Annotated in this window: 17 protein-coding genes and 4 pseudogenes; 15 read left to right on the top strand and 6 right to left on the bottom strand. The window is 70.8% G+C overall.

All coding sequences use genetic code 11. The features are described 5' to 3' along the window. Positions 1-8 precede the first annotated feature (8 nt). From OG509_RS40280 to OG509_RS40240, 9 genes and pseudogenes are all read left to right on the top strand, one after another. Entirely contained in the window at positions 9-1,244 is a 1,236-nt protein-coding gene (locus tag OG509_RS40280; RefSeq protein ID WP_331741771.1) for an MFS transporter, read from the top strand. Positions 1,245-1,323: 79 nt separating this feature from the next. After that, positions 1,324-2,193 (top strand): hypothetical protein, encoded by an 870-nt coding sequence (locus OG509_RS40275; RefSeq protein WP_406187884.1) that lies wholly within the window; start codon positions 1,324-1,326, stop codon positions 2,191-2,193. Between the two features lie 51 nt (positions 2,194-2,244). Continuing rightward, positions 2,245-2,454, top strand: coding sequence for a hypothetical protein (locus tag OG509_RS40270; RefSeq protein WP_331741765.1), 210 nt, complete (start codon positions 2,245-2,247; stop codon positions 2,452-2,454). Further along, positions 2,451-2,870, top strand: a complete 420-nt coding sequence (locus tag OG509_RS40265; RefSeq protein WP_331741762.1) for an alpha/beta fold hydrolase — start codon at positions 2,451-2,453, stop codon at positions 2,868-2,870. The genes OG509_RS40270 and OG509_RS40265 overlap by 4 nt, the downstream gene beginning before the upstream one ends. Positions 2,871-3,001: 131 nt before the next feature. Further along, positions 3,002-3,178 (top strand): annotated as a pseudogene (locus OG509_RS40260) (hypothetical protein); the annotation flags it as partial. Between the two features lie 101 nt (positions 3,179-3,279). After that, positions 3,280-5,037 (top strand): VCBS repeat-containing protein, encoded by a 1,758-nt coding sequence (locus tag OG509_RS40255; RefSeq protein ID WP_331741759.1) that lies wholly within the window; start codon positions 3,280-3,282, stop codon positions 5,035-5,037. 148 nt (positions 5,038-5,185) lie between these two features. Continuing rightward, positions 5,186-5,434, top strand: coding sequence for a hypothetical protein (locus OG509_RS40250; protein ID WP_331741756.1), 249 nt, complete (start codon positions 5,186-5,188; stop codon positions 5,432-5,434). A gap of 22 nt (positions 5,435-5,456) precedes the next feature. Further along, positions 5,457-5,728 (top strand): annotated as a pseudogene (locus OG509_RS40245) (nuclear transport factor 2 family protein); the annotation flags it as partial. Between the two features lie 120 nt (positions 5,729-5,848). Then, positions 5,849-5,962, top strand: a complete 114-nt coding sequence (locus OG509_RS40240) for a hypothetical protein (protein ID WP_331742744.1) — start codon at positions 5,849-5,851, stop codon at positions 5,960-5,962. A gap of 116 nt (positions 5,963-6,078) precedes the next feature. Here OG509_RS40240 and OG509_RS40235 read toward each other — a convergent pair whose 3' ends face one another. From OG509_RS40235 to OG509_RS40220, 4 genes are all read right to left on the bottom strand, one after another. After that, positions 6,079-6,228 carry a hypothetical protein gene (locus tag OG509_RS40235; protein ID WP_331741753.1) on the bottom strand — a complete coding sequence of 50 codons (150 nt, stop codon included), beginning with the start codon at positions 6,226-6,228 and terminating at the stop codon, positions 6,079-6,081. Positions 6,229-6,517: 289 nt separating this feature from the next. Next, positions 6,518-6,799: a hypothetical protein gene (locus OG509_RS40230; RefSeq protein WP_331741750.1), complete on the bottom strand. Its 282-nt coding sequence runs from the start codon at positions 6,797-6,799 to the stop codon at positions 6,518-6,520. Next, positions 6,796-7,167: a DUF6247 family protein gene (locus OG509_RS40225; RefSeq protein ID WP_331741746.1), complete on the bottom strand. Its 372-nt coding sequence runs from the start codon at positions 7,165-7,167 to the stop codon at positions 6,796-6,798. The genes OG509_RS40230 and OG509_RS40225 overlap by 4 nt, the downstream gene beginning before the upstream one ends. Then, entirely contained in the window at positions 7,164-7,436 is a 273-nt protein-coding gene (locus OG509_RS40220) for a hypothetical protein (protein WP_331741744.1), read from the bottom strand. Before OG509_RS40220 ends, OG509_RS40225 begins: the two co-directional genes overlap by 4 nt. Before the next feature lie 474 nt (positions 7,437-7,910). Here OG509_RS40220 and OG509_RS40215 point away from each other — a divergent pair, with 474 nt between their 5' ends. Together OG509_RS40215 and OG509_RS40210 are read left to right on the top strand one after the other, a co-directional pair. Further along, positions 7,911-9,029, top strand: a complete 1,119-nt coding sequence (locus OG509_RS40215; RefSeq protein WP_331741741.1) for an LLM class flavin-dependent oxidoreductase — start codon at positions 7,911-7,913, stop codon at positions 9,027-9,029. Further along, the gene (locus OG509_RS40210) at positions 9,026-9,679 is read left to right on the top strand and encodes a CE1759 family FMN reductase (RefSeq protein ID WP_331741738.1); all 654 of its coding nucleotides are present in this window, start codon (positions 9,026-9,028) and stop codon (positions 9,677-9,679) included. Before OG509_RS40215 ends, OG509_RS40210 begins: the two co-directional genes overlap by 4 nt. 186 nt (positions 9,680-9,865) lie before the next feature. Here OG509_RS40210 and OG509_RS40205 read toward each other — a convergent pair. Continuing rightward, positions 9,866-10,084 (bottom strand): annotated as a pseudogene (locus tag OG509_RS40205) (sigma factor); the annotation flags it as partial. Between the two features lie 309 nt (positions 10,085-10,393). Here OG509_RS40205 and OG509_RS40200 point away from each other — a divergent pair. Further along, complete coding sequence (locus tag OG509_RS40200; protein ID WP_406187883.1) at positions 10,394-11,086, top strand: DUF1963 domain-containing protein; 693 nt, start codon at positions 10,394-10,396, stop codon at positions 11,084-11,086. A 468-nt stretch (positions 11,087-11,554) separates the two neighbouring features. Here OG509_RS40200 and OG509_RS40195 read toward each other — a convergent pair whose 3' ends face one another. After that, entirely contained in the window at positions 11,555-12,466 is a 912-nt protein-coding gene (locus tag OG509_RS40195) for a LysR family transcriptional regulator (protein ID WP_331741732.1), read from the bottom strand. 179 nt (positions 12,467-12,645) lie between these two features. Here OG509_RS40195 and OG509_RS40190 point away from each other — a divergent pair, with 179 nt between their 5' ends. From OG509_RS40190 to OG509_RS40180, 3 genes and pseudogenes are all read left to right on the top strand, one after another. After that, on the top strand, positions 12,646-13,482 hold the full coding sequence (locus OG509_RS40190; protein ID WP_331741729.1) for a 3'(2'),5'-bisphosphate nucleotidase CysQ: 837 nt from the start codon (positions 12,646-12,648) through the stop codon (positions 13,480-13,482). A gap of 43 nt (positions 13,483-13,525) precedes the next feature. Continuing rightward, the gene (locus OG509_RS40185; protein ID WP_331741725.1) at positions 13,526-14,122 is read left to right on the top strand and encodes an NAD(P)-binding domain-containing protein; all 597 of its coding nucleotides are present in this window, start codon (positions 13,526-13,528) and stop codon (positions 14,120-14,122) included. A 139-nt stretch (positions 14,123-14,261) separates the two neighbouring features. Next, a pseudogene (locus OG509_RS40180) lies at positions 14,262-15,157 on the top strand (NAD(P)/FAD-dependent oxidoreductase); the annotation flags it as partial. Position 15,158: the final 1 nt, after the last annotated feature.

The following is a 15,158-nucleotide window of genomic DNA, read 5'->3' as shown; positions in this document are numbered from 1 at the left end:
TCTCGGCAATGAGAAAGCGTTACCCACTCCGTCTGTATCTCGCCGGAGCAGTGCTGGCTCGTGCCGGGGACGAGATGTCAGGACCGGCGCTGATGCTGGCAGGATTCGCCCTGGCCGGATCGACCATCGAGGCGTCGTCGCTGCTCGCGGGCATCACGATCTCCGCAGCGGTTGGGGGGCCGGTGCTCGGGACGCTCCTCGACAGAGCAGCAGGGCCGGGACGCCTGCTGGCCGGGGCCCTCGTCATGTATGCGGCGGGGCTGGGGACCATTCTCGTGGGCCTCGGTTCGTTGCCGTTCACTGTCACCATCCTGATCGCCGTGGTGACGGGGCTGCTGGGGCCCGCCCTGTCGGGCGGATGGACGGCCCAACTGCCCCGTCTGGTGGACGGCGACGATCTGCCCCGGGCGAACGCGCTCGACTCCATGACGTTCAGCGTGGCGAGTCTGGCCGGTCCGGCTCTCGCCGGCGCAGTGGCGGAGGCGCTGGGGGCGCCGGCAGCCGTGGTGGTCTCCATGATGCTCATCGCCCCGGCACTGCCCGCCGCGTGGATGCTGCCCGCCCGTTCCGACCGAGCGCGGGGTGCTCGGACGACCTCGGTGACCAGCGACCTTGCTGCCGGAATGCGGGTCATCGTCGGAAGACCGGCCTTGGCCCGAGCGACCCTCACCTCGGTCCTCTCCTGTGTCGCTCAGGGCATGCTGACGGCATGCGTCCCGCTCCTCGGCGAGCGCGCCCTGGGCGGAGCCGGCCGCGGCGCGGTGCTGCTCTCGTGTACGGCGGTCTCCGCACTGCTGGCCAACGCCGTACTCGCCCGGTTCCCGCGTTCGGTCGCCCCCGACACGATCATCTGGGCCAGTGCCCTCGTCCAGGCTGTCGCGCTGGCCTTGGCCACGTCGAGTCAACCCATCGTGCTCATCGTGGCCGTACTCATGGCGGGCATCGGTGAAGGCCCCCAACTGGCCGCCTTGTTCGCCATCCGCCACCGGGAGGCCCCAGAACACCTGTGCGGCCAGATCTTCACCACCGGCGCCAGCCTGAAGATCACTGGATTCGCCTCGGGGGCGGCGATCGCCGGAACGGTCGTGATCTGGTCCCTCCCAGCTGCCCTGGCACTCGCAGCCAGTGTGGCGGCCCTCGCGGCCCTGGCGTTCCCCGGCAGCTGGTGGATGGGTGTCCATCGTTCGACTGGCATATGCACACTGCCGGACGCGCGTGCGCATGATCGGGCCGCCCCTCGGTGAAGCTCGTGGCGTCCGGAAGTCGCCGTTGCCACAAAGGGAAAGGCAGCAAACGTCCATGTTGATCGTCCAGCTCGCCCTCGTGTCAGAGACTCAAACCAACCAGATCAGCCCCTCGCAGCTCACCCGGGTGGCCGCTGCCCTGCAGAAGCAGGCGACCCGCGATTTCGGGCCCATCTGGGACGTCAACGCAACCGTGGACGCCTTCGACAGACTTGAGGACGTTCCCGTCGGGTACTGGCCGCTGATCGTGGTCGACGACGTCCCCGACGCGGCCGGGTACCACACGGACGAGAACGGACAGCCGTTCTCCCTGATCGAGTTCGGCGCGAGCTGGTCGCTGACGGCGAGCCACGAGATGCTGGAGATGTGCGCCGACCCGTTCGGGAATCGTCTGGTGGCCGGCAAGTCTCCCCACCCGGACCAGGGCATGGTGGAGTTCCTGGTGGAGGTCTCCGACCCTTCGGAGGCCGAGGAGTTCGGCTACACCATCAACGGCATGCTCGTCTCGGACTTCTTCACGCCGAGATTCTACGACCCGGTCTCCGTCGAGGGTGCCCGCTACAGCTTCGGTGGTCACATCAAGAAGCCCAGGCAGGTGCTGCGCGGCGGATACATCAGCTGGCGCGAGCCGGTCTCGGACGAGTGGTGGCAGCAGACCTGGTTCGAGGGCAACGAACCGACGTTCCGCAGCCTGGGAAGCCTGACCGGCAGCGGCAGCCTCCGCGCGGCCATCGACGCCAAGACCAAGACGGTCAGCCGCCTCGCCTCCAGTGGTCCGGCCTCCAAGCCGTACACCGCCGCGAAGGCACTCACGGCGCGGGCCAAGGAGTCCACCAACGCCCGGGCCGAAGCATGGCGCGTCCAGATCGAGAGCCTGAAGACCTCGAACCCCGCCGCAAAGGCCTGGAAGGGGAAGGGCAAGGGCAAGGGCAAGGGGACGGGGAAGTGAGGGTGGCCGAACCCGCACACCGCCGTCAGCCGCTCCGTCAGGGAGGTCGCCGTGAGCGATGACGCTCAGCAGCGCAAGGCTCGCGCGGACAAACTGCGTCAAAGGTTCCGTCGGCCCGAGCCCGGTTCGCCGGGCCCGGACCCGGCGGACGAGGAGCCGTCGGAGGGGGAGAGTCTGAAAGAAGGCGTCGAGCGCCGCATGCGCGAACTGGACGAAGCCGATCGCGAGGACCACCCACCGCCCTCGGACGACGACAAGTGATCCGGCGCCGGCCCGAGAGCAGCAGAACGAGCAGGCGGCCGGCACACCGAGTACATGGCCAGGCCGCCCGCTCCCAGCGCGAACACCTCGGGGAAGGGCTCCACGGTCAGTCAGGGCGAGCTGACGCTCCGCCTCCAGCGGGCCCGACCCGGCCACCGTCGGAGCGGTGCGCATCGACCCCGGCGACGGCGACGGCCACGCGGCGATCCGCGAGACCTTCCGTGCCGCACACCTACCTGGTCTGTACGAAGGACACCGCGATCCCGGCAGCCCTGCAACGTCGCTTCGTACGCGAGATCGACGCCGTCTCCGACGCGCCGACCACCGTCCTCGAACCCGACAGCTCGCACTCGCCGTTCCTGGCACAGCCGGCCGCCCTCGCAACCGCCATCGCCGGACCCTGCAGGCGCGTCTGACACTTGATCTGCCGTTGCGCCGACGGAGGGAGGCAGCATGACGTGGCTCGTGTGCATATCCGCAGCGTGGGCGCTGCTGCTGATCGGCGCCGTGTTCGACCCACGAGTGCCGCAGCAGCTACTCCGGCCGACGGCGCTTTCCGATCGGCCGTACCGTGCCGGTGCTCTACCTCCCTGAGTCCCCCCGTACGTGTGTCATCGACACGCAGGCGCAACGCTGGTCGAGGGCCACTTTGCTCATGCTACTCACCGGGCTCTTCGTCGATGCATGCGGTGTCTCTCCTGGGCCGCGTTCTTTAGCGTTCTGATTTGCACGGAGGAAGAGGGAACCGTTCACGCACGGATCCGTGTCTCCGAGCACACAGCAAGACGTGTCCGGGCGATCCCGGGTAGATCCTCAGGGGGGATCTTGACTTCATCGCACCGCGGACGCCTGCGTGCCCTGGCCGCCGGGGGCGTACTCGCCCTGGCCACCGGCGCCCTCTCGGCCGCCCCGAGCACCGCCGCCCCGAGCGCCGCCCCGAGCACCGCCGCCCCGCAGCACCCAGCACCCGCCTCCGCCCCGCAACCGGAGTCGGCCTACGCCGCCGCGCCGCGCGGCGAAAATGGGCACCCGACCGTCGCCCTGCCCGGCCGTGCCACGGAACTGGCGCGGGCGGCCGCCGCCAAGCCGCGGCACGACCTCGACGGCGACGGCATCAGCGACATGATCGTCATGGAGTACGACCAGAGCACGGCCGTCTACCTGTCGTCGAACTCGTCCTGGGGCGACTACGCGATCTACAAGACCGACCGCGAGGCCTCCTTCAAGGACCTGCTGCCGGTCGGCGACGTCGGTGGTACGACCAAGGCCGAGCTGCTCTCCCTCTCCTTCGACGGCGTACTCACGCTCTACGAGACCGGCCTGCAAGGTACCTCCGCACCTCTGTGGTCCGGCAGCGGCTGGCAGAAGTACAACCACCTCGTGGCCACCGGCGACGTGACCGGGGACCACCACCCCGACCTGCTGGCCCGCGACCACGCCGGCGACCTGTGGCTGTACACCGGCACCGGAACCGTCAGCAAACCCTTCAACACGCGGGTCAAGGTCGGCTCCGGCTGGGGCATGTACGACCAGATCGTCGGCGCGAGCGACGTCGACGGCGACGGCCTCGGCGACGTCCTCACCCGCACCCTGACCGGCGAGCTGTGGTTCCACAAGGGATCCGGCAGCGCCACCACCCCGCTCAAGCCCCGCGTCAAGGTCGGCACCGGCTGGAACACGTACAACGTGATCAGCGGACCGGACGACGTCGACGGGGACGGCATGAGCGACTTGATCGCCCGCAACCGCGACGGCGTGCAGTACTTCTACAAGTCGATCGGTGGCGGCAAGTTCGCCGCCCCCACCTACTACGGCAGTGGGTGGGAACGGAACAAGTTCATCGTCGGCGCCGGCACCACGCAGCTCTACGGCAAGTCACAGAACCTCATGACCGAGGCCAACAACACCCTCGCCAAGTACTCCGCCTTGGCCAACGGCACCTATCTGACGCCGCCGACCAACGTCGGCACCGAGACGCCCGGCTCCCGCAACACCTACGCCACCGGGCTCAACAGCCACAACCACGCCAGTTACGTGCAGAACATCGGCAGCGACCTGTACATCCGCGGCCTGAAGGTCAGCACGACGTGGAACTACACGCTCATGGTCGGCCCAGGTGACCTCACCGGCGACGGCAAGGGCGACCTGCTCAGCCGCGACTCCGCCGGCGTGCTGTGGCTGCACCCCGGCGACGGCGCGGTGGACACCAAGCTCGGCGCGCGCATCAAGGTCGGCACCGGCTGGAACGCCTACGACGCGCTCGTCGGCGCCGGCGACTACTCCGGCGACGGGCGGCCCGACGTGCTCGCCCGGGACACCAGCGGCCGGATGTTCCTCTACAAGGGCACGGGGACGTCCACCGCGCCGTTCGCCGCCCGGGAGCAGGTCGCCACCGGCTGGAACGTGTACGACACGCTGCTCGTGCCGGGTGACATCGACGGCGACGGCAAGGGCGATGTGCTCGGCCGTCTCCCGAACGGCGACATGTACCTGTACACCTCAACGGGCAACGCCGGCACCGCGACCTTCACCACCCGGGTGCTGTTCGGCAAGGGCTGGAACATCTACAAGAACATGATCTGAGCCCCGCGACCGCCCGGAGACCAGTCCCCAATGAGCGACGACGCGGGCCCGTCCACCGGCACCAGCCGGTGGACAGGCCCGCTTCAGCTGCGCTCCCGCGGCCCGCACGGGCCGGCCGCCAACGCGTCTACGCGGCAGCCGCGGGCGGGTGTTCTCGTTCCTGCTGCTCGAAGGGCAGGGCGCGGCGCGGGGGAAGCTGGAAGGGACACGCCGCTACGAGAACAGTCCGTTCACCGGGCTCTGCTACCCCGTGGTGGGCGACGCGTACCGGGCTCGGGCCTTGCACCTCAACCGCCACGGCCTGTACGCGTGGGACGGCGAGGGGTGGGTGCGGGCCCGGATCCCCACCTGGGACGCGCCCTTCACGGCGCTCAGCCACTTCGCCCTGATGGACTGACCGCCGGCCGACGATCTGCTGCTGGGCGGACCGGGCCCGTTGCCTCGGGCCACATCAGCCACCTGCGCGGCATCGTCGCCGGCGGCGAGGTCGAGGTCCACGACGAGCTGTACGACGGCAACAAGTACGCCGACCGGCACACCTGCCACATCACCAAGAACGACGGCACCACCGTCACCATGGGTCTACGTCTTCGCCGACCTGGCCCCCGACGGCCGCTTCCACCGCATCGAGGAAACCACCCTGATGCTGAGCGGCTCCGAAGCCGACCGGACCATGGGCAGTGCCCGCTGAGTCGGGACTGGGTCTCGATCACCGGATTCCGTGAAAATCGGACTTGCAGGCTCCGTACCCGGCGATAGTCCGCTCGGTCTGCCGACGACGCACCCATGGCGGCCCGCAGCTGCGCGGAAGATGGAGGCAGTCCGGGCGGTCCGGGCGGTCACCGGCCTCGGCCTCTGGAACAGCAAGCTTCTGCTTGACGGCGCGCCCGTAGCGGTAACGCGACCCAACTGGCTCGAAGTGTGAAGGGCCATGGCCTCCTGAGACCTGCCGGGCGAGTTGCCGCCACCCAGCCACGGACTGGTACGCCATTCACACCGGCCGATCGCCATCAGCCCCACAGGTGTCCACCAGGTTCGCGATCAGCGCGGACAGGGCGCCGGCGGGTCGGGGTCCGGGTCGCAGCAATGGGTGGTCAGGTACCGGGCCGGGTCGGTGAGGCTCCAACCGACGACGGCGCCGTTCCGGACGAGCAGCGCCACATCCGGGGCGATGCCGATGCGGGCTTCCACCGGCCTGGACCTCGTCCGCAGGGATCCCGTCCGCAATTACCACGGGCATGACGGGAACGCGGTCGATGCTCTCGCAGTTGGCGGACGTCCATGGCATCCGGAATGCGGCCCCGACGAGCCTCCGGCTGTCCTTGTCGAACCGGAAGACGTCAGGGAAGTCCCACAAGAAATGCCGGCTGCCGAACGCGATGGCTGGCCACCCGATGACACTGCGGTGCCGGCGGTATGGAGGGATCGGCCGTACCGCCAGGACCAGCAGTGCCGTCCTCTGTGCCCCAGCACCGTGGTCCTACAGGTCGGTGTACGGGGGGATGACGCGAATGACCGCGATGAGCTGGAGACGGGGCAGGGGCAGGGCGTAGAACCAGCCGTCGGCGAGGAGGGGGATACGGCGTAGCCCGCCGGCGACGCCGCGGCGGGCTCCTTCGCCGATGTCGGTGACGTCGATGCCGACGTCGGCGAGCGCGACGAGCTCGTCAGCGAGGCGCTCGACCTCGGCGACTACGTGGCCGGGCAGGCCTTGGACGACGTGCTCGGCATCGGGGTCGTACTCCCACCGCCAGCTGCTCAAGACTCCCCGCCATGGTGCAGTCCGGCTTCGGCTGCGGCTTTGTCGAGGATTCGCCCGATCTCAGCGGTGATCATCCGGCCCTCTTCGGGGTCGGTGACGTGCGCGGCCCTCGCTTCGAGGTGCCGCAGCCGGGCGGCGAGGTCGGAGTGCCGCTCGATCGCCACGTGCAGCGCCCACTGCCGTAGGAACCGGCGTACCGGGGCCGAGCTGACCTCGCGGCGGGCCTGGGCGACGGCTGCGGCGCGTTCGGCGTCGAAGGTGGCGACCGCGTCCGGCGCGATCCGTACCAGGGCTGCGCGCAGATCCTCGACGGTGGCGGCGGGCTGCGGGAGGCCGCCGTCGTGGGGGTGCTCGGCGGCGGTGCTCACGCCGCGTCCTTTCGGCTGCCGGTTCCCTGCCGGCGGTAGGCGGCGGTGAGGGTGGAGACGTGCTGGCGTGACCAGCCGACCTGGGCTGCGACGGCGGCCGGCCCGCCCCGCCCGTGCCCGGCTGCGATCCGTCCCGCGGCCTCACTGAGTGCACCGCGGGCCTGTTCAAGGGCAGCCGTGAGCTCCTCTACCGTGCGGAAGAGGTGGTCCAGCTCGTCTGTTTCGCCGGGCGCGAGCGCGACGCGCGTCGCGCCCATGGGGGTCGTCATGGGACCGAGCCTTCCCCACCCGAACCGCAAACGCAAGCGCGCTTGACAAAGCAGCCGCCGGGGCGCGAGGTCTGGAGGGGGGAGTACCGCCGGGCCGGCCAAGCGCCCCAGGGTGGCGGCCAACGAGCACGCCGCCCTCGACGTCGCGGAACGAGGCGGGCGCGTGCGCGCCGATCGGTCCGTCGAGTTCGCAGGTGTTGCTGCACAGCGGACCCCCATGGCACGCCTCCATCCTCGCCCGCCCCCGTATGGGGCCCGGTATGAGGACCCGTCCCGCACCGGAACGGCTGCCGGCGCTCCTCGGCCGCGAGCACATCCGGCGCCCGCGGTCGCCGACTGCCCGGCGGCTTCGCCCGGGTCCCCCGTGCCACCCGACCAGGCACCGGCCCCACACCACCGACATCAGGAATACCCGGGACCCACTCCCGGTTCCAGAGTATGGTTGAATCATCAACAATCTCGGTAAGGGGAGCCATGCAGTTCGGGATCTTCACCGTCGGCGACGTCACGGCCGATCCGACGACCGGGCGCGTGCCCGGCGAGCACGAGCGCATCAAGGCGATGCTCGCCATCGCACAGAAGGCCGAGGAGGTCGGCCTCGACGTCTTCGCCACCGGCGAGCACCACAACCCGCCGTTCGTCCCCTCCTCGCCGACGACGCTGCTCGGCTACGTCGCCGCGCGCACCGAGAACCTGATCCTGTCCACCTCGACCACACTGATCACCACGAACGACCCGGTCAAGATCGCCGAGGACTTCGCGATGCTCCAGCACGTCGCGGACGGCCGCGTCGACGTGATGATGGGCCGCGGCAACACCGGCCCGGTCTACCCCTGGTTCGGCAAGGACATCCGAGACGGCATCGACCTCGCCATCGAGAACTACGCGCTGCTGCGACGCCTGTGGGACGAGGACGTCGTCACGTGGAAGGGCAAGTTCCGTACGCCGCTGCAGTCCTTCACCTCCACCCCCCGCCCGCTGGACGGCGTCGCGCCCTTCGTATGGCACGGCTCCATCCGCTCGCCGGAGATCGCCGAGCAGGCCGCGTACTACGGCGACGGCTTCTTCCACAACAACATCTTCTGGCCCGTCTCCCACACCAAGCAGATGGTCAACCTGTACCGGGAGCGCTACGCCCACTACGGCCACGGCACCCCCGAGCAGGCCGTCGTCGGCCTCGGCGGCCAGGTCTTCATGCGGAAGAACTCCCAGGACGCGGTCCGCGAGTTCCGCCCGTACTTCGACAACGCACCCGTCTACGGCCACGGCCCCTCCCTGGAGGAGTTCACTTCCCAGACCCCCCTGACCGTCGGCTCGCCGCAGCAGGTCATCGAGCGCACCCTCTCCTTCCGGGACTACGCCGGCGACTACCAGCGCCAGCTGTTCCTGATGGACCACGCCGGCCTGCCCCTGAAGACCGTCCTGGAACAGCTCGACCTGCTCGGTGAGGAAGTCGTACCGGTGCTCCGCAAGGAGTTCGCGAGCCTCCGCCCGGCCGGCGTGCCCGACGCCCCGACGCACGCGGCCCGAGTGACGGCGGCCCGCACCCCCGCTCAGCCGCAGGACACCGGGAAGGAGGAGACGCGGGCATGAAGCTCATCGTCGTATCCGCGGGCCTCAGCTCGCCCTCCTCGACCCGCCTGCTCGCCGACCGCCTCACGGCCGCGGCCCTCAGCCACCTGGACGCCGAACCCGAAGTGATCGAACTGCGGGAGCTCGCGACGGAGATCGCCCAGCACTTCGTCACCGGGTTCCCGCCCGCCCGGCTCGCCGCCGCGCTCGACGCGGTGGCCGCCGCGGACGGTCTGATCGCCGTGACCCCGGTCTTCGCGGGCTCCTACAGCGGCCTGTTCAAATCGTTCTTCGACGTCATCGACAAGGACGCCCTCACCGGCAAGCCCGTCCTCCTCGGCGCGACCGGCGGCACGGCCCGGCACTCCCTGGTCACCGAACACGCCCTGCGCCCCCTGTTCACGTACCTGCGCGCTTTCACCCTCCCGACGGCCGTCTACGCGGCGTCCGAGGACTGGGGCGAGGACGGCCTGACCCGGCGCATCGCCCGCGCGGGCGCGGAACTGGCCCGCTTCATGGCCGCCGCAGCGGGCGACACCACCCTGGACGTGGACACCGCCGCCGCGATCGCCCCCCGCTCCCTCACGGGCGCGATCACCTCGGTGGACCCGGCGGACGGCTTCGAAGTGGTCCCGTTCGCACAGCGCCTGGCCGCCCTGCGACCCGAGTAACCGCCCCCGCGGACGAAGCCGCGACACCGCCGCGCACACCCCGCGAGACCGGCCAGGCCCGGGCGGCCGGCCCGTCCGTCACGTGGCGGCGGTCGGCCACCGTGCCCGGGCCCGCTGCCCGGGCGGCAGGTGCTGCAGCGTCGCGACGAACGCCGGCCGGACCGACTCGCCCGTCGTCGCGGCCGCCTACGGAGCGCCACAGGGACAGGGCTCCACCCACAGGACGGAGTCCTGCGGGGGCGCCGGCGGGTTCCGCCGCCGCTCCCGCTCGGGCCAACACACGCTGGTGGCGATGCGGTACACCCACGTACGCAACGCCGAGCGCCCCTCGAAGCCGTCGATGTTCCGCCACGCCCGCACCGGAGACTCCTGCACGGCGTCGCATGTTGCCGCTGTCGAGCACCCCCGCCGAACAGCGAAGACGCTGCTCCCAGGCCTCCGGGTGCGGTGTCCGGCGGTACCGGCGGGACCCGGACGGCGGAACTCGCCGCGAGGACTCGGGCAGCAGCGCGCCCACCGCCCCGGGCAGGGTTACGCGGCCGCCGCCAACGCCGGCCGGCCACCGGCCGCACCCGTAGGCTGCTGCCGGTGACCCGTCATACGCCTCCGTCGCCCCTGGACGTCGAGCACCACTTCCCCGAAGTCGCCCCGCTTCGGAGGCAGACCGTGCGTCTGCATCCGCGTGCGGGGAGTCCGACGCGGCGGGAGAGTTCGGTGGGCGGCCCGCTGCTGTGGCCCGCCGAGGAGTCCTGGCCCGTGTGTCCCGAGCACCACGCGTCGCCGATGGTGCCGGTCGTCCAGGTCTACGCTGCGGATGCCCTGGGCCTCGTGCCGTTCCCCGCTGGATGCGACCTTCTCCAGGTGCTCTGGTGCCCGCGGGATCACGACGACCGATGGGTCGTTCCCGCGGTGCACTGGCGGGACGCCAAGGTGGTCGGGCAGGTCCGAGAGGCGCCGCCGGCGCCCGTCCCGGTCGGGTTCGGACGTGTACCGAAGCCGTGCGTCGTCCATCCGGAGCTGGTCACGGAGTACCCGAGCTGGGACCTCCAGTACGGCCTGTGGGACACGTTGGAGCCGCGTTTCGAGCAGGTGGAGGCAGAGACCGGTTGGGACTACCAGTACCACCTGTCCACCGCGCCCGGGACCAAGCTGGGCGGGTACCCGGGCTGGTGCCAGGACCCGGACTGGCCGGACTGCTCCGGATGCGGCAAGCCGATGGATCACCTGCTGACGGTGGAGAGCACCGAGGCGGATTCGGTGTCCCGGCTGACCTGGACGCCCGTCGAGGACCGAGGCGTCGACTACGAAGGCGCCGACCTGAGGCTGGGCGACCTGGGTGGCGTCTACCTGTTCGAGTGCCGAACGTGCCCCGGCCGCCCGTACGAAGACCGCTTCGACTGCGCCTGAACGCGGGGATGCACAGCGCGCCATCGACGGACGAGGCGGTTCCCCCGCCCCATGTACGGGAACTGGTGCAGTTCCTCGCACTGTGCCGCAGCCAGGGGCCCGGCATCCTGTGGCCCGAGCAGGAACGTGCGGCGCACACGGGCCCCAGGACGCCACGGCCGCCCTGGCGGCAGAAGCCCGTGAGCTCGCACGGCTGACGGGTCTTCGGACGGTCATCGAGCGGCACCGCGCGGACGAGGACGGTGCTCGGCCGCTGTGCGCCGGTTCGTCCGTGCACCTTCTGGTGCAGCAAGAGCACGGGGCCGGGACCTGGCGGCTGCATGCGGGGCCGGGGGCCGAAGAATCCTTCTCCTGCCGCCTGAGGCCCGGCGAAGTGCTCTACATCCCCCCGACCGGAGCTGGCCCGCCGACCTCACCCCTCGCGCGACGCTGCCGGGCGTCCTCCCCGGGGGACCCGCAACCAACCGGTCACGTCAGGTCGACGGACCCCGTGGTGAGCGCGGTGCGTGCCAGCCCGCGCAGCCAGGCGTGGGCGGGGTCGGTGTCGTAGCGCTGATGCCATGACAGGTATACCGGCGCCGACGGCAGTTCGAGCGGGAGGGGGAGTACGGCCAGGCCGAGGTCGGCGACCGCTGCCCGTGTGGTGGCTTCGGGGACGCTGATCAGGAGGTCGGAGCCGCGCGCGAACTCCAGCGCGGCCGCTTCGGTGGGCGCGGTCGCCACCACGCGGCGCGTGAGCCCGAGGGGTGCGAGGGCGTCGTCGAGGGCATTGCCGAGGTTTCCGCGTCGCGAGACGTTGACGTGTTCGGCGGCGGCGTACTGCTCTGCGGTGACGGTCTTCACGCGGGTGAGGGGGTGTCCCCGCCTCACGACGATGACGAGGCGGGTCTCGCCCACCTTCTCGGCACGGATGTCCGGTGCGCCGCCATGATGGGCATTCGCCTCCAGATCGACCTCGCCGCGCCGCAACTCGGGGGTGTCGATGCTCGATTCCGCGACGAAGCGCAACCGCACGCCCGGTGCCTGCCCGCGCACCTCCGCGAGCAGTGCGGGGCCGCTCAAGGCGACCAGTGAATCGTGCCAGCGCAGTGTGAAAGTGCGCTCCAGCGTTGCCAGATCGAGCTCACGGCTCGGCGCGAGCACCCCCTGGACCTGGTGCAGCAGCTCGTGCACCTGCTTCCGTACGGCGATCGCATACGGCGTCGGGGTCATGGTGCGGCCCGTGCGCACCATGATCTGATCCCCGGTCGTGCGCCGGATCCGGCCCAGACTCCGGCTCATCGCGGGGGCGGTGACGTGCAGGCGCGCGGCCGCCCCGGCCACGCTCCCCTCCTCCAGCAGTGCGTCGAACGCGGCGAGCAGATTCAAATCCAGTTGCATGCGAGTAATCCTAGCCGTGCTTGACATGCAGTTGAAGTTAATCAATGGCCTGGATACCTTCGAAACACAAGCGCAAGGCAGACCGCAGACCGCACCACGCAGACCGCCTCACTCGGGCCGACCGGCCTCTCCACCCCCTCATCACCCCTCATCACCCCTCCTCACACCGGAGCACCGCCATGTCCGAATCGCTTCAGACCACCGATGTCGCCGCCGTTGACGCCGACTCGCTCAATCTGCTCGAACTGCTCGACCAGACCGCGATCGCCGTGCGCGAGGCCGGCGCGGCGCTGCGCGAGCGCTTCGGCGACGTGGTCCGCTACCAGACCCGTGAAGAGCTGATGCGCGCGCTCGCCGCGAACGACGACACGGCCCTCGACATCCTGCGCCCCCGCCTCACGGGTCTGCGCCCGGACGCCGGCTGGGTGGAGGACGAACTGGACGGCGGGGCGCTGCCGCCGGGCGAATGGTGGGTGGTGGACCCGGCCGAAGGCAACGTCAACCACCTCCACGCCCTGCCGGACTGGGCGGTGACCGCCACCCTCGTGCGCGAGAACCAGCCGGTACTCACCGTGGTCCACCTGCCGCTGACCGGCGAGACCTACACCGCGCTCGCAGGCGCGGGCGCCCACCTCAATGGCCGTCCGCTACACGTTTCCCGGATCGCGGACCTCGGCCTGAGCATCGTGGCCACCAGCCAGGCCCGGCCGGACGAAGACGAGAAGGTCGTACGGCGCGTCGGCTCCTCGATCACCGCGATGCTCTTCGACGCGCTCGTCGTCCGCACCGCCGTTCCCGCGACCCTGCACCTGGTGAACGTGGCCGCCGGCCGCATCGACGCCTTCTGGCAGTTCGCCGGTGCCCGCGCGGACCTGCTGCCCGGCGCGCTGCTCGTCACCGAAGCGGGCGGACGGATCTCCGACGCCCAGGGCCGTCCCTGGACCCCGCAGAGCGAGAGCTTCCTGGCCGCCGCCCCCGGCGTCCACGCCCAGGCCGCAGCCACGCTCTCACGCTGAACCCGCTCACCACACCCTGCACATACGGAAGGACCAGACCATCATGACCACGATCGCTGTTCTCGGAAACGGCCGCGTCGGCGGCAACCTGTCCGCAGCCCTCACCCGGGCAGGGCATCAGGTGACGGTGGCGAACCGTACGCCGGGCGCCGCCGCCGAGGCCGCCCGGACGGCCCGGATCGTCATCAACGCCACCCCGGGCGCCGGCTCCCTGGAGCGGCTCGTCGCCCTGCGCGGGGAACTGCGCGACAAGATCCTCGTCGACGTCTCCAACGCCACCGTCGACGGACCGGACGGACTGCCCGCCGACCTGATCTACCCCGGCTCGAGCCTCGCCGAGCAACTCCAGGAGGCGCTCCCCGAAACGCGCGTCGTCAAGACGCTCAACACCATGCTCTTCCCGGTGATGACCGCGCCGACCACGCTCACCCAGGCACCCGACGCCTTCCTCTCCGGCGAGGACCCCCAGGCCAAGCAGACCGTCCGAGAACTGCTCGTCACCCTCGGCTGGCGCAAGGAGTGGATCACCGATCTGGGCGGGATCCGGACCGCCCGCGCAACGGAGGCCGCAATACTCTTCGTACCGCACGTGATGAGGTCCAGCGGATTCGCACCCTTCGCGATCTCCATCGCCCGCTGAGGAGTCCGGTTCCCGCTTGCCGCGCGCATGGAACGGCCTGCTGGGGACCCGTGCACCCGAGAAGGGGACGGACACCATGGTGCGACCGAGGATCGTGGTCGTCGGCGCGGGCTTCGCCTGCGGCGCCTGAGTACGCCGCCTGGAGCGGACGCTGTCACCCGGGGAGGCGGAGATCCTGCTGGTCACTCCGTTCTCCAGGTGGCCTCCGGGGTGCTCACCCCCCAGTCGGTGGCGGTGTCGCTGTGCCGCAGCCGCAGCCGCCACCACCGGACCCGGAGCGTGCCCGGCGGGGCCGTGGGCGTCGACACCCGAGCCAAGGTCTGCGTCATCCGGAAGATCACCGGAGAGATGGTGGACCAGCCGTACGACCACCTGGTGCTCGCACCGGGCAGGGTGACCCGTACCTTCGACATCCCAGGCCTGGCGGAGCACGGCCGAGGGATGAAGACGCTGGCCGAGGCGGCCCACCTGCGCGACCACGTGATCGCCCAGCTCGACCTGGCCGACGCCGCCGCACCCGGCTCGTCGGAACGGGCCTCACGCCTCGGCTTCGTCGTGGTGGGCGGCGGCTACGCCGGCACCGAGACGGCCGCCTCCCTGGAGCGGCTCACCACCAACGCCATCGGCCGCTACCCCCGACTGGGCCGGCGCGAGATCAGCTGGCACCTCGTGGACGTGGCCCCCAAGCTGATGCCCGAACTCGGCGACCGGCTGGGCCGGGCCGCCCTCGACGTGCTGCGCCGACGCGGCATCGAGGTCTCGCTCGGTTCCTCCGTCGCCAAGGCCAGCCCCGAGGACGTCACCCTCACCGACGGGAGGGTGCTGCCCTGCCGCACTCTCATCTGGACGGCCGGTGTCGCCGCGAGCCCGCTCATGGCCACGCTGGGCGCCGAAACCGCCAAGAGCGGCCGGCTCGTCGTCGCCGCGGACCTGCGGGTACCGGGAGCGGACGGCGCGTTCGCGCTCGGCGACGTGGCCGCCGCACCCGACCTCGCCGGCGGCGGGGACGACGCGGACCCCGACCGATGGAGCCACT

Origin of the sequence: Streptomyces sp. NBC_01006 (genome assembly GCF_045162725.1) — a bacterium.
Classification (GTDB): domain Bacteria; phylum Actinomycetota; class Actinomycetes; order Streptomycetales; family Streptomycetaceae; genus Streptomyces.
The sequence above is the reverse complement of the archived record's forward strand: the minus strand, read 5'-3'. Positions and strand labels throughout refer to the sequence as shown.

What these genes read in the sequence shown, in the direction of transcription:
- OG509_RS40185 (WP_331741725.1), top strand. Translation starts at nt 13,526, where the DNA reads ATGACCACGATCGCTGTTCTCGGAAACGGCCGCGTCGGCGGCAACCTG.
- OG509_RS40240 (WP_331742744.1), top strand. Translation starts at nt 5,849, where the DNA reads ATGGAGGCAGTCCGGGCGGTCCGGGCGGTCACCGGCCTCGGCCTCTGG.
- OG509_RS40280 (WP_331741771.1), top strand. Translation starts at nt 9, where the DNA reads ATGAGAAAGCGTTACCCACTCCGTCTGTATCTCGCCGGAGCAGTGCTG.
- OG509_RS40190 (WP_331741729.1), top strand. Translation starts at nt 12,646, where the DNA reads ATGTCCGAATCGCTTCAGACCACCGATGTCGCCGCCGTTGACGCCGAC.
- OG509_RS40195 (WP_331741732.1), bottom strand. Translation starts at nt 12,466, where the DNA reads ATGCAACTGGATTTGAATCTGCTCGCCGCGTTCGACGCACTGCTGGAG.
- OG509_RS40220 (WP_331741744.1), bottom strand. Translation starts at nt 7,436, where the DNA reads ATGACGACCCCCATGGGCGCGACGCGCGTCGCGCTCGCGCCCGGCGAA.
- OG509_RS40215 (WP_331741741.1), top strand. Translation starts at nt 7,911, where the DNA reads ATGCAGTTCGGGATCTTCACCGTCGGCGACGTCACGGCCGATCCGACG.
- OG509_RS40210 (WP_331741738.1), top strand. Translation starts at nt 9,026, where the DNA reads ATGAAGCTCATCGTCGTATCCGCGGGCCTCAGCTCGCCCTCCTCGACC.